We start from the raw sequence: 23,268 nt of genomic DNA, 5'->3' as shown, positions 1-23,268 counted from the left end.
GCACGTCATGACCACGGACTCGGCGCCACGGTGGCGACGGCTGGAGCCGGACGAGCGCAAGGAGCAGATCTTCGTCTGCGCGGCCGAGCTCTTCGGCGAGCGCCCCTACGCCGAGGTGTCCACATCAGACATCGCAGCCAGGGCCGGAGTCGCGCGAGGGCTCATCAATCACTACTTCGGCACGAAGCGGGAGCTGTACCTGGCCGTGGTCCAGCGGGCGCTGACGGTGCCGCAGGTGGCCGTCGAGCGCCTGCCGAAGGGCTCGCTGGAGGAGCGCACCGACGCCGCCGTGGACTGGTTCCTCGACATGGTCGTCCGGCAGGAGAAGATGTGGCTCGCGGCGATCACGCCGGAGGGCATCGGCCGCGACGCCGAGGTCGAGCGCATCGTCGACGAGACCGACCGCGCCGCCGCCGACCGCGTGCTGGAGGCGATGGGCTTCCCGCGCGAGGAGGACTCCACGCTCGCCGAGCAGCGCAACGCGCTCGTGCGGGCCTACGGCGGCATGGTCAAGGCCGCGGGGCGGGAGTGGCTGGTGCGGGGCACGCTCGACCGCAAGCAGGTCCACACACTACTGAGCACCCAGTTGCGCACGCTCGTCGCCGAGGTGCTGCCCGCCGCCGTGCGCACGCCCGCCCACTGACCACTGTGCCGGCCGCCCACGCAGGTGTGTCGGCCACCCAGGCCGGTCAGTGGGCCAGCACGGGCGGCGCCTGCGTCTCGTCGCCGTCCTCCTTGGGCACCGGCGGCTTCTTCGGCAGGAACAGCGCGGGGATGACGCAGGCTCCCACGAGCACCAGCGACCACACGAACGTCGAGGCGAAGGAGTCGGCCGCCAGCACCGCGGCCGCGTCGTGCGTGCGCGGATCGTGCAGCGCCGCCGTGGCGGCGAGCTGACCCTGGCTCGTCGGCACGCCGAACTTCCCGGCGAGCAGCCCGGCCAGGATGATCGACATGACCGCGGCGCCGACGGCGCCCGACGTCTGCTGGATGATGTTGAGCGCGCTGGAGGCGTGCGCCACGTCCTTTTTGGTCAGCGTCTGCAGCGCGGCCGACATGATCGGCATCATCGTGCAGCCCATGCCAAGGCCGAGCACGAACAACGAGGTCAGCAGCGCCCAGTACGGCGTGTCCGCCGCGACCTGGGAGAAGATGACGAGCCCGCCGACGATCAGCAGCAGGCCCGGCAGCACCACCTTGCCCGCGCCGACGCGGTCGGCGAGCCTGCCCGCGAAGGGCATGGCGACCATCGCACCGAGACCCTGCGGCGCGAGCAACAGGCCCGCCGCGAGCGCCGATTCGCCCCGCACCAGCAGGAAGTACGTCGGCAGCAGCAGCATTGCCCCGAAGAACGCCACCGCGAACAGCGACATGGTGGCCGCCGCGATGGAGAAGGTCCGGTCGCGGAACAGCCGCAGCTCCACCAGCGGGTTGGCGATGCGCAACGCCCGCGCCACGAACCCGGCGATGAGCACGATGCCGGCGAGCATCGGCAGCCACACGCTGGTGGCGGTGATGCCGCCCGCGTTGGGGATGTCGGACACGCCGTAGATCAGCAGCGCCAGGCCCGGCGAGAGCATGAGCATGCCGGGGAAGTCGAAGCGGTGCGTCGGCTGCGGCTCGTCCCTCGGCAGGACCCGCCACGCCGCGAACAGCGCGACAGCGCCGATCGGCACGTTGATGTAGAAGATCCAGCGCCAGCTCACCGAGTCGACGAGCCAGCCGCCGAGGATCGGGCCCGCGATGGGACCGAGCAGCATCGGCACGCCGAGCACCGCCATCACCCTGCCGACCCGCTGCGGGCCCGCCGCCTTGGTGAGGATCGTCATCGCCGCGGGCATCAGCATGCCGCCGCCGAGCCCCTGCACCACCCGGAAGGCGATGAGCGACTCGATGTTCCACGCCAGGCCCGCGACCATCGAGCCGACGAGGAAGAGCACGATCGCGAGCAGGTAGAGCCGTTTGGTTCCGAACCGGTCGGAGGCCCAGCCCGTCACCGGGATGACCGTCGCCAGCGCCAGCATGTAGCCGGTGGCGACCCACTGGATCGTGTCGAACGACGTCCGGAACTCGATGGTCAGCTGCTGCAGGGCGACGTTGACCACCGTCGTGTCGAGAATCGCCATGATGGCGCCGAGCACGACGACGCCCGCGACCTTCAGCACTCCCCGGTCGAGCTTGTCCTTCGCCGGAAGCTCGTCGGCCCCGGCCGCATGCGAAGTTGTCATGAAGCCATGTCCCCGTGAAGAACGCACGCGGAAATGCGCGTGCGTGAAAATGGATGTCCCCCTTGAAGTACGCATTGTCAGCGTACCGGGCACGGAATTACGGCTCCAACAATTCCGCTGTGTGCGGCATCACGTGGTTACGCCAATCGGCGCAGCAGGCGCGCGGGCAGCAGGCGCACGATCACACTCAGTGGCGCCCACGGCAGGCCCGGCACGTACGCGCGGGCCGGCTCGCGCTCGATCGCCTTCACCATCGCCCGGGCTCCGGCCTCGGCGCCGGCCATGAGCGGCGTGCGGCCCGCTCGGCCGGTCATCTCCGACTCGATGTAGCCGGGCAGCAGGGTGGTGACCGTGATCGGCGTGCGCAGCGTGTCGGCGCGGATGCCGTCGGCGAGCGCCGCCGCGCCCGCCTTGGACGCGGCGTACGCGGTGAGGTTGCGGGGCATTCCGCGCAGCGCGCTGAACGACGACACGAGCACGAGGTGCCCGGCGTTCTGCTCGCGGAAGATCTCCATCGCCGCCTCGCACTGGGCGAGCGCGGCGACGAGGTTGGTCTCGACCGTCTGCCTGTTCGCCCGGAAGTAGCCGGTGCCCACCGGCTGTCCCTTGCCGAGGCCCGCGTTGACGACCACGCGGTCGAGCGTGCCCAGCTCGGCGCGGAACTCGCCGAACACCGTGAAGACCCGGTCGTGGTCGTTGACGTCGAGTTCACGGGTGAGCACCCGGATGCCGGGATGCCGCTCGGTGAGCTCGGCGGCGAGCGCGTCGAGCCGGTCGGTGCGGCGGGCGCACAGGGCGAGGTTGCGACCCTCGGCGGCGAACCGCCGGGCCATGCCCTCGCCGAGGCCCGAGCTCGCGCCGGTGATCAGGATGTTCGTCCGCATGGGCGACACCCTACCGTCCGGTAACAAGCCGGTGGCCCGGCGCGCGCCGCGCCGGGCCACCGTGTTCCTCCAGGGAGTGGAGGGGCCTGTCACTCCCCCGTGTAGAGCAGCCGGTTGGGCGTGCCCGGGCTCGGGTTGGTGATCTTGTCCGGCGTGGCCTTCTCGACCAGTGCCGACTCCACGTCCGCGGGCGCGGCCTCCGGGTTGGCGGAGAGGTACAGCGCCGCGGCGCCCACGACGTGCGGCGTGGCCATCGAGGTGCCGCTGATGGTGTTCTCGCCGCCGTCGTTCCACGCCGAGGTGATGTCCACGCCCGGGGCGTAGAGGTCGACGACCTCGCCGTAGTTGGAGAAGTCGGCCTGCGCGTCGGCGTCGTCGCTGGCGGCGACCGTGATCGCCTCGGTCACCCTGGCGGGCGAGGTGTTGCCGGCGTCCTGGCCCTCGTTGCCCGCCGCGACGCCGAACGTGACACCCGCACCGATGGCGCCGCGCACGGCGTTGTCGAGCGCCTCGTCGACGGTGCCGCCGAGGCTCATGTTCGCCACGGACGGGCCGCTGGCGTTCTGCGCCACCCAGTCGATGCCGGCGACGACCTGCTCGGTGGTGCCGCTGCCGTTGGCGTCGAGCACCCGCACCGGCACGATCTGCACACCCTTCGCGACGCCGTACTCCTCGCCGCCGATGGTGCCCGCGACGTGCGTGCCGTGCCCGTTCTCGTCGGCCGGGTCCTCGTCGTTGTCGATGAAGTCGTACCCGCCGTTCACCCGGCCGCCGAAGGTGCTGTGGTCGGCGGTGACGCCGGTGTCGATGACGTAGGCGGTGACGTTGTCGGCCTTGCCCGCGAAGTTGTAGGCGTCGTCGAGCGGCAGGTCGCGCTGGTCGATGCGGTCGAGCCCCCAGGACGGCGGCGCGTCCTGCACGTCGGCCGCGTGCACCCGCTGGTTCTGCACCACGTAGGCCACGTCGGTGTCGGCGGCCAGCCGCTTGGCCTGTGCCTCGCTGGCGCGGATCGAGAAGCCGTCGAGCGCGCTGCCGAAGGTGCGGCCCAGGCTCACGCCGTAGTCACCGACCAGGTCCTTGGCCAGGGACGTGACCTGCGCGGTGAGGCTGCTCTGCTTCAGCACCACGATGTAGCTGTCCTGGACCGCGTTCGGCGTGTTCGCCGAGAGAATCCGTCCCTCGGCCTGCGCGGCCTGTGCGGGCCCCAGTCCGGCCGCGACCACGCCCGTGACACCGGCCACCACGGCACCGGCGGTGAGGCCCTTGCGAAGTTTCCCCGAGTTGCCCATCGGCATCCTTCCTCGTCCCCAGTGTTGACGTGTCAGTCATGCAACGGGACCGGGATGCAGTTGGGCAATGATTCACAGTTACCAGTTGTAGGCCATTTGGCCTAACATAGAGTAGACCGAACGGGGTCTTGCTCACGCTCGGCAGCCATCGCACGCGCGTTACACAGTACTGCTAACGTTGTCCATATCGTTATGGGCATGCGTCGTCGGGGGGCGAGCCTGGACATGAGCGGCACCGCGTTTTCGGCCGCGCTGCGGCAAGCCATTTCCGGCAGCGGGCTCGGTCTCGACCGCATTCAGGCACGGTTGCAGGAACGTGGCATTTCCGTGAGCGTCACCGCGCTCAGTTACTGGCAGTCGGGAAAACGCCAGCCGGAACGGCAGAGCTCCATTTCGGCGGTGCGCGTGCTGGAGGAGATCCTGGAGGTGCCCGCGGGGGCACTGCTCAGCCTGCTGGCACCGCCCCGCCCCCGCGGCACGTCGTCGCGCAGGAGGGCCGACGGCGCCGAGCAGCCGCTGACGCTGGACAGCGGCCCCGCGGCGGCCCTGGTGGGCCTGCACGACCGCTGCACCGTGGGCGACGGCGGCACGGTGCACACGGTCACCGCCAAGGCCGTCTTCCGCGCCGGAGCCGACGGCGCGGACCGCTGGCTGCTCACCTACCCGCACAACGGCGCGCCCCCGCCCGCCGTGCGGGCCCTGCGCAACTGCTCGCTCGGCCGGGTCGAGGCCGACACCGAACGGGGCGTCGTGCTGGCGGAGCTGTTGTTCGGCCGGTGCCTCGGCAGCGGCGAGACCCACCTGGCCGAATACTCGCTGACCTACGACCATTCCGGCGCGCAGGACGAGGCGAGAACCCATTGCCGGCAGTTCCGGCAACCCATTCCGGAATATCTGCTGGAAGTGCATTTCGAGCCCGATTCGGTACCGCAGCGGTGCTGGCAGTACGCGCGCGCGGAGGATTCCCCGCAGCCCGAGACCCGCGAACTGCGCATCGGCGAGGACGGCACCGCCCACGCCGTCGCGGTGGACTTCGGACCCGGCAGGTTCGGTATCGGCTGGGGCTGACCCGGCCCCTACGAAGGTCGCGATCAGGACAGCTTGTTGCGCAGGACCTTGCCGGTGGCGTTGCGCGGCAGCTCGTCCAGGAACTCGACGTCGCGGGGCACCTTGTAGCGGGCGAGGTTGGCCTTGACGTGCTCGCGGACCGTGTCGGCGTCGAGCGTCGCACCCGGCGCGGGCACGACGAACGCCTTGAGCCGCTGCCCGAACTCCTGGTCGGCGACCCCGATGACGGCGGCCTCCAGCACATCGTCGCGCTCGACGATGAGGTTCTCCACCTCGATCGGGTAGACGTTCTCGCCGCCCGAGACGATCATCTCGTCGTCGCGGCCGTCGATGAACAGCAGGCCATCGGCGTCGAAGTGGCCGACGTCGCCGGTGGAGAGCAGGCCGTCGATGATGTCCTTGTGCCGCCCGTCGGTGTAGCCCTCGAAGGCCAGGCCGCTGCCGACGAACACCCGGCCGGTGACGTGCGGCTCGGTGATCTGGCGTCCGTGCTCGTCGTAGAGCCGCACCCGGCAGCCGACCGGGGGCCTGCCCACCGTGCCAGGGGCCTTGCGCCAGTCCTCGGGTGTGGCGACGGTGGCCACGGCGACCTCGGTGGAGCCGTAGAGGTTGTGGATGACGTCGCCGAAGAGCTCCGTGGCGCGGTTGCCGGTGTCGGGAGCCAGTGCCGAGCCCGCGACGAAGATGATCCGCAGGCTCGAGGTGTCATACGCACCGATGACCTCGGGGCCGAGGTCGATGATCCGCTGGAGCATGGTGGGCACCAGCACCAGCGCGGTGCAGCGGTGCTCGGCCACCCCGCGCAGTGTCTCCTTGGGGTCGAACCGGCGGCGCAGCACGACCGTGCAGCCCAGCGCGAGCGACAGGATGAACTGCGAGATGCCGGTGCCGTGGAACAGCGGCGCGCCCATGAACGTCGCCTCGCCGACCCGCAGCGGGATCCGGTCGAGGAACTGCGCCGAGTCGAGCGCGGAGATCTTGGGCCGGGGCGCGCCTTTCGGAGTACCGGTGGTGCCGCTGGTGAGCAGCACGAGCCCGCCGGGCTTCTCGGGCGCGGGCAGCGGCCGGTCGTCGGTGCCCGCGATGATCTCGTCGAGCACCGGGATGTCCCGCTCGGCGAGGTCGGACTCGGTCCAGGCCAGGTAGCGGTCGGCGCCGTCGACGCCGGCGAGCAGGTCGGTGAACTCCTCGTCGTAGACGAGCACCTCGACCTTCTCGCGTGCGGCGACATCGGTGAGCTGCGGCTTGGCGAACCCGGTGTTCAGCAGCAGCAGCGGCGCGCCCAGCTTGCCCGCGGCGAGCATGGTCAGCACCAGCCCCCGGTGGTCGCGGCACAGCACGGCGATGGCCGAGCCGGGCCGGACGCCGCGCTCGAACCAGGCGCGCGCCAGCGCGTCGGACTGCCGGTCGAGCTGGCCGAAGGTGAGCGGTCCGCGCTCGTCCACGATGCCGATCGCGTCCGGGTCCCTGTGCGCGGCGATGCGGACCGACCCGGCGAGCGGACCGTAGCGACGGGTGGCGACCAGCGAGCGGATGCCCTCGTCGAGGCGCGGGAACGGGACGAGCCCCGCCCGCCACAGCACCTCCACGCTCCGGGCCTTCTCCGACACACGACTCGCCAGCTCGGCCACTGCGGGCGGCCTCCTCATCCGGCACCTCCTTGCGCTCGCACGCTGAACCTACCGGCTAGTAGCCTGGGCGTCGACCGTAGCCTGTCGGTGTCACCAGGACAATCACCGGTGTGTACCTGATCGTGGCCCGCGAGGCGGACGACGTCTACGCCGTACGCTCGCCCGGCGCGGCGCTCGACGCGCCGGAGCGCCTCCCGGCCGCGGACCTGGCCCGGCACGCCGCGCGCTGGGAGCGGGAACTGAGCCCGCGCTGGGTGTTCACCTCGGTCGAGCAGGACTACCCGGCGCTGCTGGACGCCGGGGTGCGCGTGCGCCGGTGTCACGATCTGGCGCTGGTCGAGGGGCTGCTGCTGGCCCACGAGCAGCGGCATGAGGCGTCGCGCTGGCTCGCCGCCGCCTACGCCAGGGCCCGCGGGCTCGACCCGCCCGCCATCGCCGAGCCCGGCCATCCCGATCTCGACGAGCAGCCGACGTTGTTCGACCCGCGCGGCTCCGGGCTGCCGCCCGGCGTTGCCGCCGCGGACGCCGCCGAGGTGGTGCTCGCCGAGCAGCAGCGGCGGATCGCACGGCTGGCGCATCCGGACCGGATGCGGCTGCTGGCCGCCGCCGAGTCGGCCAGCGCGCTCGCGGCGGCGGAGATGTCGGCCGACGGGCTGCCCTGGCGCGCCGACGTCCACGACGCCCTGCTGACCGACCTGCTCGGCGAGCGGGTCCCCGCGGGGCAGCGGCCCGCGAAGCTGGCGGCCCTGGCCGAGCGGGTACAGCAGGCCTTCGGGGGCAGGCCGCTCACCATCGACCACCCGGGCAGCGTCGTGCGTGCCTTCGGCCGCGAGGGCATCTCGATTCCGTCCGCCCGCGCACACGTGCTGCGCGAGATCGACCACCCCGCCGTCGAGCCCCTGCTGGAGTACAAGGAGCTGGCGCGGCTGCACTCCGCGCACGGCTGGACGTGGCTCGACCACTGGGTGCGCGACGACCGCTTCCGGCCGGTGTTCGTCGTCGGCGGCGTGGTGTCCGGCCGGTGGGCGAGCCGGGGCGGCGCGGCGCTGCAGATTCCGCGCGTGCTGCGCGCGTGCGTGCGCGCCGACCCGGGCTGGAAGCTCGTCGTGGCCGACGCCGCGCAGCTGGAGCCGCGCATCCTCACCGCGCTGGCCGGGGACCGCAGGCTCGCCGACGTGTGCGCGGCGGCGGACCTGTACACCAGCCTGGCCGAGGCGATGTTTCCCGGCGCGACCCCGGACGGCGACAACCGTGGCCGTGCCAAGATCGCGATGCTCTCGGCGATGTACGGCGGCACGGCGGGCGAGGCGGCGTCACTCATGGCGCTGCTGCGCCAGCGGTTCCCCGACGCGGTGTCCTATGTGGAGCGCGCCGCGCTGGCGGGCGAGCGCGGCGAGACCGTGCGCTCGCGGCTGGGCCGGACCTCTCCCCCGCCGTCGGCGGCGTGGCGGGCACTGACCGGCGGCGGCGCCGACGAGGACAGGGCGCGCCGGGCGGCCAGGGACTGGGGCCGGTTCACGCGCAACTTCGTCGTGCAGGCCAGCGCCGCCGACTGGACGGCGGTGCTGCTGGCCACGCTGCGGCAGCGCCTGCCCGAGCCCGCGCACCTGGTGTTCTTCCAGCACGACGAGGTGCTGGTGCACTCGCCCGCCGAGCTGGCGGACCAGGTGAGCGCCTGCCTGGAGGAGGCGGTACGGGAGACGACGGCACTGGTGTTCGGCCCGGCCTGCCCGGTGCGCTTCCCGATGCCCGCCGCCGTGGTCGACTGCTACGCCGACGCCAAAGCCTGACCCGGAGCCGAGCTCCCCAATGTGGCATTCGTAGCGCTCAACTTCCCCAATGCGGCATTCGTAGCGTTCAACGCCACCAATGCCGCATTGGGGAGCTTCAGGCGGCGGCGTCGAGGGCTCGCAGGACGCGCTTCACCGACACCGGGTACGCGGTGCGCAGCGTCTGCGCGAAGAAGCTCACCCGCAGCTCCTCGATCATCCACCGCACCTCCGCCAGCTCCGGGCTCGGCGCCGTCCTCGGCGGCAGCTCCGCGAGCGCGGCCTGGTACTCCTGCCACAGCCACTGCACCTCGCGCAGCCGCTCGACATCGCGCGCCGGGTCGGTCGGCAGCTTCTCCAGCCTCCGCTCGATCGCGCGCACGTACCGCACGACGTCGGGCAGCCGGTCGAACCCGGTTCCGGTGACGAAGCCCGCGTGCACCAGCCCGTCGAGCTGCGCGCGGACGTCGGCCAGCGACTCGGCGAGCGCGCCGCCCCGCATCTCCGCCAGCCGCGCCTCGACGTCGTGGCTCGCGGCGAGCACGTTCTCCACCTCGCGCAGCACGGCGAGCACCGTGCCGTTGAGGCCGGCCCGCACCTTCTCCAACAGCGCAGCGAATCCGGACTCGTCCCACACCGGGCCGCCCGCGTCGGCCACCAGCTTGTCCACGGCGCAGTCGACGCAGTCCTCCAGCAGTGCGGCGACGCTGCCGTGCGGGTTGCGCGTCAGCACCAGCTTCGACCGGTTGCCCAGGTTGCGGTTGAGGTGCTTCATCGGCGAGGGCAGGTTCAGCCGCAGCAGCCTGCGCGTGCCCTCCCACATGGCCGTGCGCTGCTGCCCGGGCGTGTCGAGCATCCGCACGGCCACGCTGTCGCCCTCGTCCACCAACGCCGGGTAGGCCTTCACCTCGTGGCCGCGCCTGCGCGCCTGGAACACCTGCGGCAGCTCACCGAACGACGGCGTCCGCAGGCCCCCGCGCTCGATGTCGTCGGCCGCCGCCGAGATGGTCTTGCGCAGGCGCTCGCTCAGCCGCTCGCGCAGCGCGTCCAGATCCTTGCCCTCCGCGAGCCTGCGGCCCCGCTCGTCGACGATGCGGAAGGTGGGTTTGAGATGGCCGGGGACCGAGTCCCACTGCCACGCGTCCGGCGGGACGGCCACGCCGCGCAGGCGTTCCAGCTCGGCGGCCAGCGCCCCGGTGAGCGGCTCGGAGGAGGGCTCCAGCGCGGCGAGCGCCTGCCGTGCGGTGTCCGGCGCCGGGACGAGGTTGCGGCGCAGCGCCTTCGGCAGCGACTTGATGAGCGCGGTGACCAGTTCCTCGCGCAGTCCCGGCACCTGCCACTCGAAACCGTCGGTGCGCACCTGGTTGAGCACCGGGAGTGGGATGTGGACGGTGACGCCGTCCGCCTCGGTGCCGGGCTCGAACTGGTAGGTGAGGTCGAACGTCAGGTTGCCCTGGGCCCAGGTGTCCGGGTAGTCGCCCTCCCGCACGTCGTCTGCGGTGGCGTTGACGAGCATGGCCTTCTCGAAGTTGAGCAGGTCCGGCTCGCTGCGCCGCTTCTTCTTCCACCAGGTGTCGAAGTGCCGGGCCGAGACCACCTCGGAGCCGACCCGCTCGTCGTAGAAGGCGAACAACGTCTCGTCGTCGACGAGGATGTCCCGCCGCCGCGCGCGGTTCTCCAGGTCCTCCACCTCGCCCAGCAGGGCGCGGTTCTCGGCGAAGAAGCGGTGGTTGGTGTCCCAGTCGCCCTCCACCAGCGCGTGCCGGATGAACAGCTCCCGTGCCAGCTCGGGATCGATGCGGCCGTAGTTGACCTTGCGGCCGGTGACGAGCGGCAAGCCGTACAGCGTCACCCGCTCGTTGGCCATCACCGCGCCCTGCTTGCGTTCCCAGTGCGGCTCCGAGTAGGTGCGTTTCACCAGGTGCTCCGCGAGGGGTTCCACCCACTCCGGCTCGATGCGGGCGTTGACGCGCGCCCACAGCCTGGAGGTCTCCACCAGCTCGGCCGAGGCGACCCAGCGCGGCTGCTTCCGGAACAGCGCCGAGCCGGGAAACACCGAGAACCGGGTGCCCCGCGCGCCGAGGTAGTCGCCCTTGGCCGGGTCCTTGAGCCCGATGTGCGAGAGCAGCCCCGCCAGCAGCGACGTGTGGATGCGCTGCGGGTCGCCGGGCACGGTGTTGAGCGTGATGTCGAGCTGCTTGGCGAGCTGGCGCAGCTGGCTGAAGATGTCCTGCCATTCGCGCACCCGCAGGTAGTTCAGGTACTCCGCGCGGCACAGCCTGCGGAACTGGTTGCCCGACAGCGCCTTCTGCCGCTCGCGCAGGTAGTTCCACAGGTTGAGGTAGGCGAGGAAGTCGGAGTTGGGGTCGGCGAAGCGCGCGTGCTGCTGCCTGGCCGCCTCCTGCTTGTCGGCAGGCCGCTCGCGGGGATCCTGAATGGACAGTGCGGCGGCGATGACCATCACCTCGCGCACGCAGCCGTTGCGCGCGGCCTCCACGATCATCCGGCCGAGGCGTGGATCGACCGGCAGCTGTGCGAGCTGCCTGCCGACGGGCGTCAGCTGCTTTTTCGCCGGGTCCAGTGCGCCCAGCTCCTGCAGCAGCTGCACGCCCGCGGTGACCTGGCGCCGGTCCGGCGGCTCGACGAACGGGAAGGCGGCGATGTCACCGAGCCCCAGTGAGGTCATCTGCAGGATCACCGACGCCAGGTTGGTGCGCAGGATCTCCGGATCGGTGAACTCCGGGCGGTTCTCGAAGTCCTCTTCGGAGTAGAGCCGGATGCAGACACCGTCGGATGTGCGCCCGCAGCGGCCCTTGCGCTGGTTGGCCGAGGCCTGCGAGACGGGCTCGATGGGCAGCCGCTGCACCTTGGTGCGGTGGCTGTAGCGGGAGATGCGGGCCGTGCCGGGGTCGACGACGTACTTGATGCCGGGCACGGTCAGCGACGTCTCGGCGACGTTGGTGGCCAGCACGATGCGCCGTCCGCTGTGCCGCTGGAACACGCGGTGCTGGTCGGCCGCCGACAGCCGCGCGTACAGCGGCAGGATCTCCGTGTTCGGCAGCTCCAGCGCGCTCAGCGCCTCGCTCGCGTCGCGGATCTCGCGTTCGCCGGACAGGAACACGAGGATGTCGCCGGGCCCCTCGGCCATCAGTTCCCGTGCCGCGTCGATGATCGCCTGCACCTGGTCGCGGTCGGGGTCGGCATCCGGGTCGTCGGGGTCGACGATCGGCCGGTACCGCACCTCGACCGGGTACGTCCGGCCGGACACCTCCACGATCGGCGCGTCCGAGAAGTGCCGGGAGAAGCGCTCCGGGTCGATCGTCGCCGAGGTGATGATCACCTTCAGGTCGGGCCTGCGGGGCAGCAACTGCTTGAGGTAGCCGAGCAGGAAGTCGATGTTGAGGCTGCGCTCGTGGGCCTCGTCGATGATGATCGTGTCGTACTGGCGCAGCATCCGGTCCTGCTGGATCTCGGCGAGCAGGATGCCGTCGGTCATCAGCTTGACGAGCGTGTCGTCGCCCGAGGTGTCGGTGAACCGGACCTTGTAGCCCACGCAGGCGCCCAGCTCGGTGCCGAGCTCGCTCGCGATGCGCTCCGCGACCGTGCGGGCTGCGAGCCTGCGCGGCTGGGTGTGCCCGATCTGCCCGCGCACGCCGAGCCCCAGCTCGAGGCAGATCTTGGGCAGCTGGGTGGTCTTGCCGGAGCCGGTCTCCCCCGCCACGATCACGACCTGGTGGTCGCGGATCGCCGCCGCGAGGTCGTCCCGGCTCTGGCTCACCGGCAGCTCGGGCGGGTACGTGATCTTCGGCACGGATTCCCTGCGGCGCCGCACGCGCTGTTCGGCGGCCTCGACGTCGGCGGCGATACGCGCCGTGATCTGCTCGGCGTTGCGGGCCTTGCGGGCGCCGTCGAGACGGCGGCGCAGCCGATGCGCGTCGCGCAGCATCAGCTCGGGCAGCCGCGACCGCAGCTCGTGGACGGGAGTGGACATACGGCACCCAGCTTAGCCGGGACGCCGCGCATGCCGTCCGCTCAACCGGCCCGTCGCAGCGTGGCCGCGCCCAACTCGGCGACCGTGCGGTGACCGGAAAGGCCCATCGTGAGGTCGAAGTCGGCGAGCACGCTGCGCAGCACGTGTCGCACCCCGTCCTCGCCGCCGTGCGCCAGCCCGTAGACGTACGGCCTGCCGAGCAGCACGGCCCGCGCCCCGAGCGCCAGCGCCTTGAGCACGTCCGCGCCGGTGCGCACGCCGGAGTCGAACAGCACCTCGATCCGGTCGCCGACGGCGGTGGCGATCTCCGGCAGCGCGTCCAGCGCCGCGATCGCGCCGTCCACCTGCCGCCCGCCGTGGTTGGACACCACGATGCCGTCCATCCCGGCGGCCACCGCGCGCCGCGCGTCGTCGACGTGCTGGATGCCCTTGAGCACGATCGGGCCGTCCCAGTGCTCGCGCAGGAACGGCAGCGCGTCCCACGCGCGGTCGGTGCCGGTGACCATGGAGATCCAGCGCAGCACCGCCGACGGCGTGTCCTCCTCGGGGCTCGTGTCGAGCCTGCTGCGAAACACCGGGTCGCTGAACGGCACCGCCATGCCCTCGCCGTGCAGAAACGGCAGGTACCCGGCGTCGAGGTCGCACGGCCGCCATGCCAGCGTCCACGTGTCGAGCGTCACCACGAGCACCGAGTAGCCCGCACGCTTGGCGCGGCACAGGATGCTGCCGCACACGTCCGGATCGTTCGGCCAGTACAGCTGGAACCACCTCGGCCCGCTGCCCGAGGCGGCGGCGACGTCCTCGATGCTCGTGGAGGACGCCGTGGACAGCACCATGGGCAGTCCCAGCCCGGCGGCGGCACGGGCGGTGGCCGGCTCGGCGTCGGCGTGCACGATGGACTGCACGCCGACGGGCGCGAGCAGCACCGGCGCGGGCATCGTGGTGCCGAGCACGCTGGTGGACAGGTCGCGTTCGGTCGCGTCGGTGAGCATCCGCGGCACGATCCTCCAGCGGTCGAACGCCTCCCGGTTGGCGCGTGCGGTGGCGCCCGAACCCGCCGCGCCCGCCACGTACCAGAACGGCTCCGGCGCCAGCAGCTCCGCGGCCGAGGCCTCCAGGCGCGTCGGGTCGGTCGAGAACGCGGGCTTCGTCCCGCCGTAGCCCTGCAGGTAGATCTCGTTCTGGTAGGAACCGAACCGTTCGGCCACAGGCACCTCCGTGCTCGTCCCCCGGCGTTGGTGTCGGCGGGCATCCTACGCGCAGCCGCGGTGTTGACCTTCACGTCGGTTGAACGCCCAGTATCGCCGTATGCACAGCATCAGCGCGTTCGCGCGCCTCACCGGGCTCACCCCGAGTGCCCTGCGCTTCTACGACGACTGCGCGGTGCTGACGCCGGCGCGGGTGGATCCGTCGACCGGCTACCGCCACTACAGCGACGAGCAGGTGCCCAGGGCGGTCCAGCTGCGCAGGCTCCGCGCGGCGGGACTGCCGCTGGCCGAGGTCGCCGCGGTGCTCGACGGCGACCCGGCCGGGGCGCGGGCCGTGCTCGACACCCACGCGCACAGGCTGCGCGTCGACGCCGAGGCGGCGCAGGCCGCACTGGAGGCGGCGAGGGCCGCGCTGCCGGGCGGCGGCGGGCACACCGAGGTCCGCGTCGGCGGCGCCGAGCTGGCGGGCGCCGTGCGCCAGGTGGCGCCGTCGGCGGCGCGCACCGGCGAGTTCCCGGCACTGCGGTGCGTGCTCGTCGAGCTGTCCGGCACGCGGGTGCGCCTCGTGGCCACCGACCGCTACCGGCTCGCCGTGCGCGAGCTGACACCGCACGCGGTCAGCGGCGGGCCGGCGAGCCTGCTGGTGCCCGTGCCCGCGCTGGTGGAGACGTCCGCGTGGGCGGCCCGGCACGCCGAGGTGACCCTGCGGACCGGCGACGGTGAGTCCGTCCTGCTCGCGGGCGGCGAGCGGCGGACGCTGCCGGTGTCGGACGCCGAGTTTCCCGCCTACCGCGAGGTGCTCGCGGGCCTGGAGGGGCCACGGCGGCGCGTGCTTACCGGCCGCGCGGAACTGGCGGCCGCGCTCGACGCCGAGGACGGCTCGGCCGTGGTGCTGAGAGCGCAGCCGGACACGCTGGGCGTCGGGGCCACCACGCTGCCCGCCGTGTGCTCGGAATCGCTGCGGATCGCCTTCGACCCCGCCGTGCTCGGGCCCGCGCTCGAGGCGAGCGTCGGGCCGGACGTGCTGCTGGAGATCGCCACCGCCGAGACACCGGTGCTGGTGCGCTCCGCGGACCAGGGCAGCTTCACCACGCTCGTGATGCCGGTCCAGGACCCGGAGGTGCGGCGGTGCTGAACCCGGACAACCCCGTCGTGCGCCTGTGCGGCGAGGGCATGGCGGCCGAGGCACAGGGCCGGCCGGCCGAGGCCCGCACGCTGTTCGAGCGGGCGTGGCAGGCGGCCACCGACGACTACGAGGCCTGCGTCGCCGCGCACTACCTGGCCCGCCACCAGCCGACGCCCGAGGACACGCTGCACTGGAACCAGGTGTGCCTGGAGCGGGCCGACCGGGTCGCCGGGTTCCACGCCTCGCTGCACGCGACGCTGGCCCGCGCGCACGGCGGGCCGACCTGCGCTCGCTGCGCCTGTTGCTGCCCGCCTACTACGGCGACCTGGGCACCGACGCCGACCAGGAGCGGCTGGTGACCGCGGCCAGGATGCTGCACGCCGAACGGCGGCTGCCGCCGCGGGAACAGCACGCGCTCGGCGAGCTGATCTCGTCGGGGTCCACAGTGGAACCGGGCTGAGCGGCTGCGCGCTCAGCCCCGCTCGCCCTGCTCACCGCCCTGCGGCTCACCCGACAACAGCAACAGGAAGGCGACGAAGCCGGCCAGCAGCCACCACGCGTCGGACAGCATGATCGCGGCGAGGATGCCGAGCGGGGCGGCCGCGATCGCCAGGACGCGGAACAGTTCCATCACCGGCTCCTTCGCACCGCGGGCGCGGACCGGGGCGGCCGCTGGGCGGCCGGCCCCTGGTTCCAGTGTCCCGCGCTCGCGGTGCGAACGCCGCCCCGGCGGGCGTCGAATGGGTTACGGCTCGCGGTTCGCCGTCCGGATCACAGCCCGAGCTCGCCCAGCCGGACGCTGATCCGCGGGTCGGTGGACACCACGGGCGACTCCGCCCGCACCCACGGGTCTCCTCCGAAGTGCAGCTGGAAGATCTTCTCCGCCGTCCGCGTCGCCAGCGCCTGCGTGGTGAGCGTCGGGTTCGGACCGCCGAGGCCGTTGGCGAGCGCGGAGTTGTCCGCGATGAACAGGCCCTTGACGGCCCTGGACTCGGCGTTGGGGTCCAGCACGGAGTTCTGCTCGGACTCGCCCATCCGCATCGACGACTGGACGTGCAGGATCAGCGGCGCCCAGTCGATGCGGAAGACCTTCTTCGCGCCCGCGCCGCGCAGCAGCTGCGCCGCCTTGCCCGCCATGAACTCGCGGTTGCGGGTGGTGCGGGCCGTGCGGCTGCGGTGCCGGAAGGTGACCTTGGGGATCGGGCCGTTCTCGTCGGCGGGCAGCGCCGAGGTGACCACCCTGTTGTCGGCCTCCACGTCGTCGTCGGTGATGACGAGCACGCACAGCAGCCGGTCGAGCCCGCCTGCCACGAGTTCCTTGAGCTCGGGGCCCATGACGCGGCCTGCCGGGCCGTCCCACGGGCCCGAGGGGCCCCGGCCGTTGGCGTACTGGCCGCGGATACCGCTGTCGGACAGCGTTGTGGCGAAGGCGTTGAGCGCGGGCGGCAGGCCGACGTTCTCCAGCCCGCCGTAGGGAGGGAAGTCCAGCCGTGCCGAGGACCCGACGCCCTTCGGGTTGCCGGTGTAGTCGTCGAAGGAGCCGATCACCCAGTCGAAGAAGTGGTCGGTGTAGCCGCGGCCGACCCAGTCGTTGGGGTTGGGCAGGCCGCTGTTGAACCACAGTCTCGGGTTCTCGGTGCAGCCTCCTGCCATCACCACGACCTTCGCGTCCTCGCGGTGTTCGGCGCCGGAGACGTTGTCGCGCCAGGTGACCCCGCTGGCACGCAGCGCGCCTGCCCTGCGCTCGGTGTGGATGCGGGTGACGTAGGCGTCGGTGATGAGCTCGACCGGCCTCCCGCCCGGTGCCCACACGTCGGCGGTCAGCGCCATCGGCACGTAGCTGTTGTCGGTGGAGCGCTTGGCGAACTGGTTGCGCGGTGCGCCGACGGGTCGCATGCAGCCCTGGAAGCAGTACCCGCAGAACGTGCAGCCGGTCGCGTTCGGGTAGGTCAGCAGGTTGGTGTCGGTGGTGCGGCCCGCGTTGCCGCCGGGCTGCAGGATGGCGTTCTCCTGCGGCCGGTAGGACGGCCCGTGGGTGGTCTTCGTGGTCTGCACGGGCAGGCCGAGCGTCTCGCAGCCGCGGAAGAACACCGCCTCCTTGGTGCCCATGGCGGCCGTCATCACCGGTGCCGTGGCCTCCACCCACTCGAAGTACGGCACCAGTTCGCCGTAGGAGAACGGGAACCGGTGGTTGATGTCGTACTCGGCGCGATCGGGCTTGTCGTAGTCGTTGAACACGCCGGGGTAGGCGCGCGGGTAGTTGCCGTAGAAGTGCTGCGTGGTGCCACCGACGCCGGAGAGCTGCCACACGAACGAGTTCTGCGACCACTCCCGGAACCACGCGGGCTTCGAGCGGTCGGTCGGGCCGAGCCGGAAGTAGCCGGACAGCGGGTTGTTGGCGTCGTTTTCGAAGCTCGTCCACTGCTCGCGCGGCCTGGCGTGCCGGGGCCCGGCCTCCAGCACGAGCACGTCGAGCCCCCGGGCGGCCAGTTCCTTGGCGACCACGGGGCCGCCGCCCCCGGCGCCGATGACGATGACGTCGCGCATCAGTCGTGCACCTCCGTGCGGCCCTGGTAGTAGCCGATGAAGTCGTCCCAGCCCTCGACGGGGCCGTCGGGCTGGTAGCCGGTCAGCTGCCAGCCGACAGGGCGGCCGGTGAGCTGCCGGGTGCCGCGGTCGAACACCGCGTACTCGGTGTAGGAGCCGAAGCTGGCGAACTCGATGAGCGCGCCGCCGACGAACTTCAGCAGCCCGGACACCGAGGCCTTGAGCGGCTCGGGGAACTGCACGTCGAGCAGCGCCACCAGGTCCGAGTCGGGACCTTCGAGCAGTTCGAACGCCCTGGCCTTCTCGGCGTAGTTCAGCCGCGCGAACGGCGAGAGGAACGGGCCGTTGACGGCGAGCGGGTTCACCTGGGTGGCGAGCAGGTTGAGCAGGCCGGAGATGGGAAACGACAGGGGCAGCGTGGCGTCGTTCTCGAGCAGGGCGGCGAGCGCCTTGTCGAGGGTGGCCAGCTCGCCGGGCAGCAGGTCGGTGCCCGGCAGCTCGATGCCGGTGTCGGCGAGGCCGGTCGCCAGCGCCGCACCGGCGGGCCTGGCCAGCTGGTCGGGGAACGGCACGAAGTTGTCCAGGGCCTCGATGAGGAAGTCGGTGGTGCGGGCCTCCATGGCCCCGGGGGTGTCGCTGGGCGTCCCCTGGGCGGCCGAGTAGGGGTCGGGGCCGGGCAGGGCGAACACCGACAGGCCGTTGAGCGTGTCGCGGGCCAGCTCGGCGAGCACGGGCCGCAGCAGGGCGACCAGCCCGGGGAGGGCGTCGGTCTGGGCGTTCGCGGCCGGCGCCGCGAGCGCACCCCGGGACAGCAGCCCGCCGGCGCCGACCGCGCCGAGCAGGCCCAGGCGGGCGAGGAACGCTCGCCTGCCGAGGGCGACGGTGGAGTTCGACATTGAACCTCCGCGCATGGTGGGAGCTGTTGTGTGATGCCAGCCACATATTCCTAGCAGCCGAACGGCCTAACCGCACTGGTCCGAATGCCCAATATGCGCGGTTCGGGATTGTGCCGAGCGGTCACCCGCCTGCCGCGCCGCCCTGCTCGCTCTGCTCGTGGGCGATGAGCGCCAGTGCCAGCGCGAGCCCGGCACGGTGCTCGTAGAGGGAGGTGCCGAGCAGGCTCTCGAGCCTGCGCAGCCGGTTGAGCACGGTGTTGCGGTGGCAGTACAGCCGGGACGCGGTGGCCGCGGCCGAGCGGTTGGTCTCCAGCCAGGCGGCGAGGGTGGAGAGCAGCACGTCGCGCTCGGCGACGGGCAGCCGCAGCAGCGGGCCCAGCACGCCGTGCCGGAGGCGGTCGGCCAGCTCCGGCGAGCGGGCGACGAGCGCCTCGGGCAGGTGCTCGTCGAGCACGGCGAGGCCGGTGCCGCCCTGCGGCAGCGTGCGCAGCGCCAGCAGCGCCAGGTCGTGGGCCGCACCCACCTCGGCCAGCCCCTGGACGGCCGGGCTCACGCCGACGCGGGAGCGCACACCCCCGCGCAGCAGGTCGAGCACGGCGGCCAGCGGCCGCTTCTCCAGCGCGACCAGGCCCACCGTGGTCTGGTCCCTCGGCTGCCACACCGAGCGCACGCCGTACCCGGCGAGTGTGTCCTGCGGCATCGCGAGGCCGGGGGTGCCGTCGGCGGCGAGGCTCGCCACGAACACCACGTAGTCGCTGTCGGCGGGCACGCCCAGTTCGGCGGCGGCCTGCTCGGCGAAGCCGGCCTCCCTGCCCCGGCCGCGCAGCAGGTCGCCGACCAGGGTGTGCCGCCGGTGGTCGTCGAGCCGGCGCAGCTGCAGCTCCGTCTCCCGGTAGCCCTGCGCGACCCGGGACGAGGCCTCGTCGACCACAGTCCATACCGTGGTGGCCACGTCGAGCAGCCGGTCGCGGTCGACGTCGGTGTCCTCCTTGGCCATGCGCACGAGCCCCCGCCACACCACGCGCCCGCCGAGGCGGAACGACCGCAGCACCGAGTCGAGCGGCACGCGCTGCTCGGCGCGCCGGGACCCGGTGGTGATGGCGGCGTCGAACGGGTCGTCACCGCACGGCACGGTGTCGCCGAGAATCTGCAGCACGCGCTGGAGGTTGGTCCGGCACGAGCGGCGCAGCTCGGGCAGGGTCACCAGTGCCGCGTCGTGGTAGCCGGGGTTCTCGGCAAGGATGTCGGCGACCAGCTCATCGGTGAGCGGCTCCAGGCGCGTGATGAGCGCACGCGCCAGTTGCTCGGCGAGATCGGCCACGCTGACTCCTCGGTCTTTTCGACCGCAACACCGTAGCCAGCGACGTTCGGCGTGGCTTGGTCAACCCGCCGCACGCGCGTAAACCGGCACGTCGGCCCATTCGGCGGACTGCATTCGCCTCGCGCTCCTCACCCTGGTGGTGACGGAGCCCCCGGCCAGGGGGAGGGCACCGGGGGCTCCGTGGTGGCCGGCCCTGGTGGTGGCCGGCCGGTCTCTCCGGTCCACTGCCGAGCGACCGAATGTTCTAAAGAGTGAATCAATCGTTTCGATTTTTCAAGAGCCTGTCCGGGCACCTGTGCGGAAAAGGTGTCGCGCAGACCACGGCCCGTGCCGGAATATTTAGTACGGCTACGCAAGTCGGTCGAGGGGGTAGTTCGACGACGGCGACGCCGAGCGGGAGGCAGCGTGAGTGTGGACACGGCAACGGAGAGAACCGGCACGGTCGAGACCACCCTGACCCGCTCCCGCAAGGCCCGCTTCGCCCTCATCCTCGGCGGCCTGACCGCGTTCGGCCCCCTGTCGGTCGACATGTACCTGCCCGCGCTGCCCGCGATGACGACCGGCCTGCGCACCGACGACGCCACGCTGCAGCTGACGCTGGCCGGGTTCATCGTCGGCCTCGCGGTGGGCCAGCTCGTCGCGGGCCCGCTGTCCGACGCGCACGGCAGGCGCAAGCCGCTGCTGGTCGGTGTCGGGCTGTTCATCGTGGCCTCGGCCCTGTGCGCGCTCAGCCCGTCCGCCGAGCTGCTGATCGTGGCCAGGGTGCTGCAGGCCTTCGGAGCGGCGACGGGCATGGTGATCGCCCGCGCCACCGTGCGCGACCTGTTCTCCGGCATCGCCATGACGCGGTTCTTCTCGATGCTCATGCTGGTCACCGGCCTCGCCCCGATCCTGGCGCCGGTGCTCGGCGGGCAGGTGCTGACGCTGACGTCGTGGCGCGGCATCTTCGGCGCGCTGACGGTGTTCGGCGCGCTGCTGCTCGTGGTCGCCGCGTTCGCGCTGCCCGAGTCGCTGCCCGCCTCCGCGCGCAGGCCGGCCAGGGTCGGCGCCGTCGCCCGCACCTATCTCGGCCTGCTGCGCGACCGGCTGTTCCTCGGCTACGCGCTGGCGTGCGGGCTGGCCTTCGCGGCGATGTTCACCTACATCTCGGGCTCGTCCTTCGTGCTCCAGGGCGTCTACGGGCTCACCCCGCAGCAGTACTCGCTGGTGTTCGGTGGGGGCGCTCTGGGACTGGTGCTGGCGGGCCAGGTCAACGGCCGCATCGTCGGCCGGTTCCGCGAGCGCTCGCTGTTGCTCACCGGCCTGACCGCCGGGACACTCGGCTCGCTCGGCCTGCTCGCCGCCGCGACGCTGGACCTGGGCCTCGCCGGGTTGCTGCCGCCGCTGTTCGTCACCGTCTCCAGCCTCGGCCTCGTGATGCCCAACGCGACGTCGCTCGCGCTCGCCGACCACCCGCAGACCGCGGGCGCGGCGTCGGCGCTGCTCGGCGTCCTGCAGTTCATCATCGGCGGTGTGGCCTCGCCGCTCGTCGGGTTCGCGGGCGAGTCGAGCGCCGTGCCGATGGCCGCGATCATGGCGAGCTTCGGGCTGCTGGCCCTGCTCAGCTACGGCACGCTGGCCCGGCGGCGGGTCGCGCTCGCCGCCCGGCTCGCCTGAGGACCCCTGCGCGGATCAGCCCGCGAGCGCGCCGAGGTCGGCCTTGCGCAGGTCGTCCGGTGAGACGGCCCTGCGGTTGTCGACGAGCGCCTGCAGGGCGTCGCCGTCGTCCCAGGAGTTGACGTTCATCGCGGCGGCGACGCGGTCGTCGCGCAGCCAGAACGCGATGAACGTGCGGTCGGCGAGGTCACCGCGCACCACGAGCTCGTCGGTGTCCGGGTCGGCCAGCCCCCGGTACTCGCAGCCCAGGTCGTACTGGTCGGTGAAGAAGTACGGGCCGGACAGGTATGGGTCGTTCTCCCCGAGCAGGTTGCCCGCCACGTGCCCGCCCTGCTCCTTGGCGTTGGCCCAGTGCTCCACCCGCACCCGCCTGCCGAGCCGGGGATGGAAGTGCGCGGCGATGTCACCGGCCGCGTAGACGTCCGGGGCGGCTGTGCGCAGGCCCGCGTCGACGCCGACGCCGCCGTCGTCGGCCAGCTCCAGCCCGGCCCCGTGCGCCAGCTCCACCCTCGGCGCCGCGCCGACGGCCACCAGCACCACGTCGGCGGTCAGGTCGTCGCCACCCTCCAGCCGCACGGTCACCGCGCCGCCACCGGCGTCGGTGAACCCGGCGACCCGCTCCCCCAGCCGCCACCGCACCCCGTGCTCGGCGTGCAGGTCGTGAAACACCGAGGCCACGGTGTCGCCCAGCACGCCGTGCAACGGGAGCCGCACCTGGTCGACCACGGTGACCTCGGCGCCGTGCGCGCGGGCGGCCGCGGCGGCCTCCGTGCCGATCCACCCGGCGCCGACGACCACCACCCTGGCGGCGTCCCGGAACGACGCCCGCAACGCCAGCGCGTCGTCGAGAGTGCGCAGCGTGCGCAGGGCGGGCAGGTCGCCGCCCGGCACGGGCAGCGAACGCGGGCGCGAACCCGTGGCCAGCAGCAGCCGGTCGTAGCGGTGTTCGTCGCCGCGGTCGTCGAGCACGAGCCGGGCGCCGAGCTCCAGGTGCGTCGCCGTCACGCCGGTGCGCAGGTCGACGTCCCGCTCGGCGTAGAAGCCCTCCGGGTGAACCCAGTCGGGCTCGTCGGTCTCGCCCGCCAGTACCGCCTTCGACAGCGCGGGCAACTCGTACGGGCGCCGCTGCTCGGAGCCCAGCACCAGCACCTCGCCCGCGTAGCCGCGCTCCCGCAGTGCGCCCGCCGCCGTCGCCCCGGCCAGGCCGCTGCCGACGATGACGATCCGCTTCGGCTCGGTCATCACCAACCCCTTCGCTCCGCTGTGCTCTGCGTCACCTCACGCTACCGGCGAAGGGCGCCCAGGGCAGCACCGCCGATAACGGAAGTGTCCTTTTTCGGTGTTTCCGCGTCATGCCCCCGCGAGCCTGCCCGTTTCACAGTCGCACGCACGGTTCCAGCACACGGCAACAGACGAGGGGCGATCAACGTGGCAGTGCGCAACGAATGGGCCGTCACCTGCCGAGACCTCGCGGGCAGGAAACGCGAGCTCACCGTGTTCGTCAGCAGCGAGCGCGTGGTGCTCATCGCACCACCGGGTGAGGCGGCGGTGCTGGCACCACTCGACGTCGGCCGCCTGCGCGCGGCCCTGCGCGACGCGGTCGTCCAGGTCGCCGAATCGGCACGGGAACCGGAGCCGGACGACGACGCCTGAC

18 protein-coding genes are annotated in these 23,268 nt (G+C 72.3%); 7 read left to right on the top strand and 11 right to left on the bottom strand.

Annotation, left to right across the window (positions count from 1 at the left end; genetic code table 11):
• Positions 1-7 precede the first annotated feature (7 nt).
• Entirely contained in the window at positions 8-643 is a 636-nt protein-coding gene (locus tag BAY60_RS15500) for a TetR/AcrR family transcriptional regulator (RefSeq protein WP_112281629.1), read from the top strand.
• A 46-nt stretch (positions 644-689) separates the two neighbouring features.
• Here the strand turns inward: BAY60_RS15500 and BAY60_RS15495 are convergent, their stop codons facing one another.
• The 3 genes from BAY60_RS15495 to BAY60_RS15485 form a co-directional block, all read right to left on the bottom strand.
• Positions 690-2,228, bottom strand: a complete 1,539-nt coding sequence (locus BAY60_RS15495; RefSeq protein WP_112281628.1) for a DHA2 family efflux MFS transporter permease subunit — start codon at positions 2,226-2,228, stop codon at positions 690-692.
• A 137-nt stretch (positions 2,229-2,365) separates the two neighbouring features.
• On the bottom strand, positions 2,366-3,112 hold the full coding sequence (locus BAY60_RS15490; RefSeq protein ID WP_112281627.1) for an SDR family oxidoreductase: 747 nt from the start codon (positions 3,110-3,112) through the stop codon (positions 2,366-2,368).
• Positions 3,113-3,201: 89 nt separating this feature from the next.
• Positions 3,202-4,401, bottom strand: coding sequence for a S8 family peptidase (locus tag BAY60_RS15485; RefSeq protein ID WP_112281626.1), 1,200 nt, complete (start codon positions 4,399-4,401; stop codon positions 3,202-3,204).
• A 198-nt stretch (positions 4,402-4,599) separates the two neighbouring features.
• Between BAY60_RS15485 and BAY60_RS15480 the strand changes: the two genes are divergently transcribed.
• The gene (locus BAY60_RS15480; protein ID WP_245992518.1) at positions 4,600-5,469 is read left to right on the top strand and encodes a hypothetical protein; all 870 of its coding nucleotides are present in this window, start codon (positions 4,600-4,602) and stop codon (positions 5,467-5,469) included.
• Between the two features lie 23 nt (positions 5,470-5,492).
• Here BAY60_RS15480 and BAY60_RS15475 read toward each other — a convergent pair whose 3' ends face one another.
• Complete coding sequence (locus tag BAY60_RS15475) at positions 5,493-7,118, bottom strand: acyl-CoA synthetase (RefSeq protein WP_112281624.1); 1,626 nt, start codon at positions 7,116-7,118, stop codon at positions 5,493-5,495.
• 92 nt (positions 7,119-7,210) lie between these two features.
• On the opposite strand from BAY60_RS15475, the gene BAY60_RS15470 reads away from it, so the two are divergent.
• Entirely contained in the window at positions 7,211-8,890 is a 1,680-nt protein-coding gene (locus BAY60_RS15470; protein WP_112281623.1) for a bifunctional 3'-5' exonuclease/DNA polymerase, read from the top strand.
• 97 nt (positions 8,891-8,987) lie between these two features.
• On the opposite strand, the gene hrpA is transcribed toward BAY60_RS15470, so the two are convergent.
• Both hrpA and BAY60_RS15460 read right to left on the bottom strand, forming a co-directional pair.
• Positions 8,988-12,860, bottom strand: a complete 3,873-nt coding sequence (hrpA, locus tag BAY60_RS15465) for an ATP-dependent RNA helicase HrpA (RefSeq protein ID WP_112281622.1) — start codon at positions 12,858-12,860, stop codon at positions 8,988-8,990.
• A 41-nt stretch (positions 12,861-12,901) separates the two neighbouring features.
• The gene (locus BAY60_RS15460; RefSeq protein WP_112281621.1) at positions 12,902-14,068 is read right to left on the bottom strand and encodes a lactate 2-monooxygenase; all 1,167 of its coding nucleotides are present in this window, start codon (positions 14,066-14,068) and stop codon (positions 12,902-12,904) included.
• 100 nt (positions 14,069-14,168) lie between these two features.
• On the opposite strand from BAY60_RS15460, the gene BAY60_RS15455 reads away from it, so the two are divergent.
• Positions 14,169-15,203: a DNA polymerase III subunit beta family protein gene (locus BAY60_RS15455; RefSeq protein WP_112281620.1), complete on the top strand. Its 1,035-nt coding sequence runs from the start codon at positions 14,169-14,171 to the stop codon at positions 15,201-15,203.
• On the top strand, positions 15,197-15,553 hold the full coding sequence (locus tag BAY60_RS15450) for a hypothetical protein (protein WP_245992517.1): 357 nt from the start codon (positions 15,197-15,199) through the stop codon (positions 15,551-15,553). The genes BAY60_RS15455 and BAY60_RS15450 overlap by 7 nt, the downstream gene beginning before the upstream one ends.
• Before the next feature lie 113 nt (positions 15,554-15,666).
• Here the strand turns inward: BAY60_RS15450 and BAY60_RS37155 are convergent, their stop codons facing one another.
• From BAY60_RS37155 to BAY60_RS15435, 4 genes are all read right to left on the bottom strand, one after another.
• Positions 15,667-15,825 carry a hypothetical protein gene (locus BAY60_RS37155; RefSeq protein WP_170160417.1) on the bottom strand — a complete coding sequence of 53 codons (159 nt, stop codon included), beginning with the start codon at positions 15,823-15,825 and terminating at the stop codon, positions 15,667-15,669.
• 140 nt (positions 15,826-15,965) lie between these two features.
• Positions 15,966-17,741 carry a GMC family oxidoreductase N-terminal domain-containing protein gene (locus BAY60_RS15445; protein ID WP_112281619.1) on the bottom strand — a complete coding sequence of 592 codons (1,776 nt, stop codon included), beginning with the start codon at positions 17,739-17,741 and terminating at the stop codon, positions 15,966-15,968.
• Positions 17,741-18,637, bottom strand: coding sequence for a hypothetical protein (locus tag BAY60_RS15440; RefSeq protein WP_112281618.1), 897 nt, complete (start codon positions 18,635-18,637; stop codon positions 17,741-17,743). The genes BAY60_RS15445 and BAY60_RS15440 overlap by 1 nt, the downstream gene beginning before the upstream one ends.
• Positions 18,638-18,758: 121 nt before the next feature.
• The gene (locus BAY60_RS15435) at positions 18,759-19,958 is read right to left on the bottom strand and encodes a PucR family transcriptional regulator (RefSeq protein ID WP_112281617.1); all 1,200 of its coding nucleotides are present in this window, start codon (positions 19,956-19,958) and stop codon (positions 18,759-18,761) included.
• A 411-nt stretch (positions 19,959-20,369) separates the two neighbouring features.
• Here BAY60_RS15435 and BAY60_RS15430 point away from each other — a divergent pair, with 411 nt between their 5' ends.
• Positions 20,370-21,614, top strand: a complete 1,245-nt coding sequence (locus BAY60_RS15430) for a multidrug effflux MFS transporter (protein WP_211330379.1) — start codon at positions 20,370-20,372, stop codon at positions 21,612-21,614.
• A 15-nt stretch (positions 21,615-21,629) separates the two neighbouring features.
• On the opposite strand, the gene BAY60_RS15425 is transcribed toward BAY60_RS15430, so the two are convergent.
• A complete protein-coding gene (locus tag BAY60_RS15425) occupies positions 21,630-22,856 on the bottom strand; it encodes an NAD(P)/FAD-dependent oxidoreductase (protein WP_112281615.1) in 1,227 nt (408 codons plus the stop codon).
• A 186-nt stretch (positions 22,857-23,042) separates the two neighbouring features.
• Between BAY60_RS15425 and BAY60_RS15420 the strand changes: the two genes are divergently transcribed.
• Positions 23,043-23,267, top strand: a complete 225-nt coding sequence (locus BAY60_RS15420; protein ID WP_112281614.1) for a hypothetical protein — start codon at positions 23,043-23,045, stop codon at positions 23,265-23,267.
• Position 23,268: the final 1 nt, after the last annotated feature.

Source organism: Prauserella muralis (genome assembly GCF_003202285.1).
GTDB lineage: Bacteria > Actinomycetota > Actinomycetes > Mycobacteriales > Pseudonocardiaceae > Prauserella_B > Prauserella_B muralis.
Note: the sequence above shows the minus strand (reverse complement) of the source record. Positions and strands in the feature narration are given on the sequence as shown.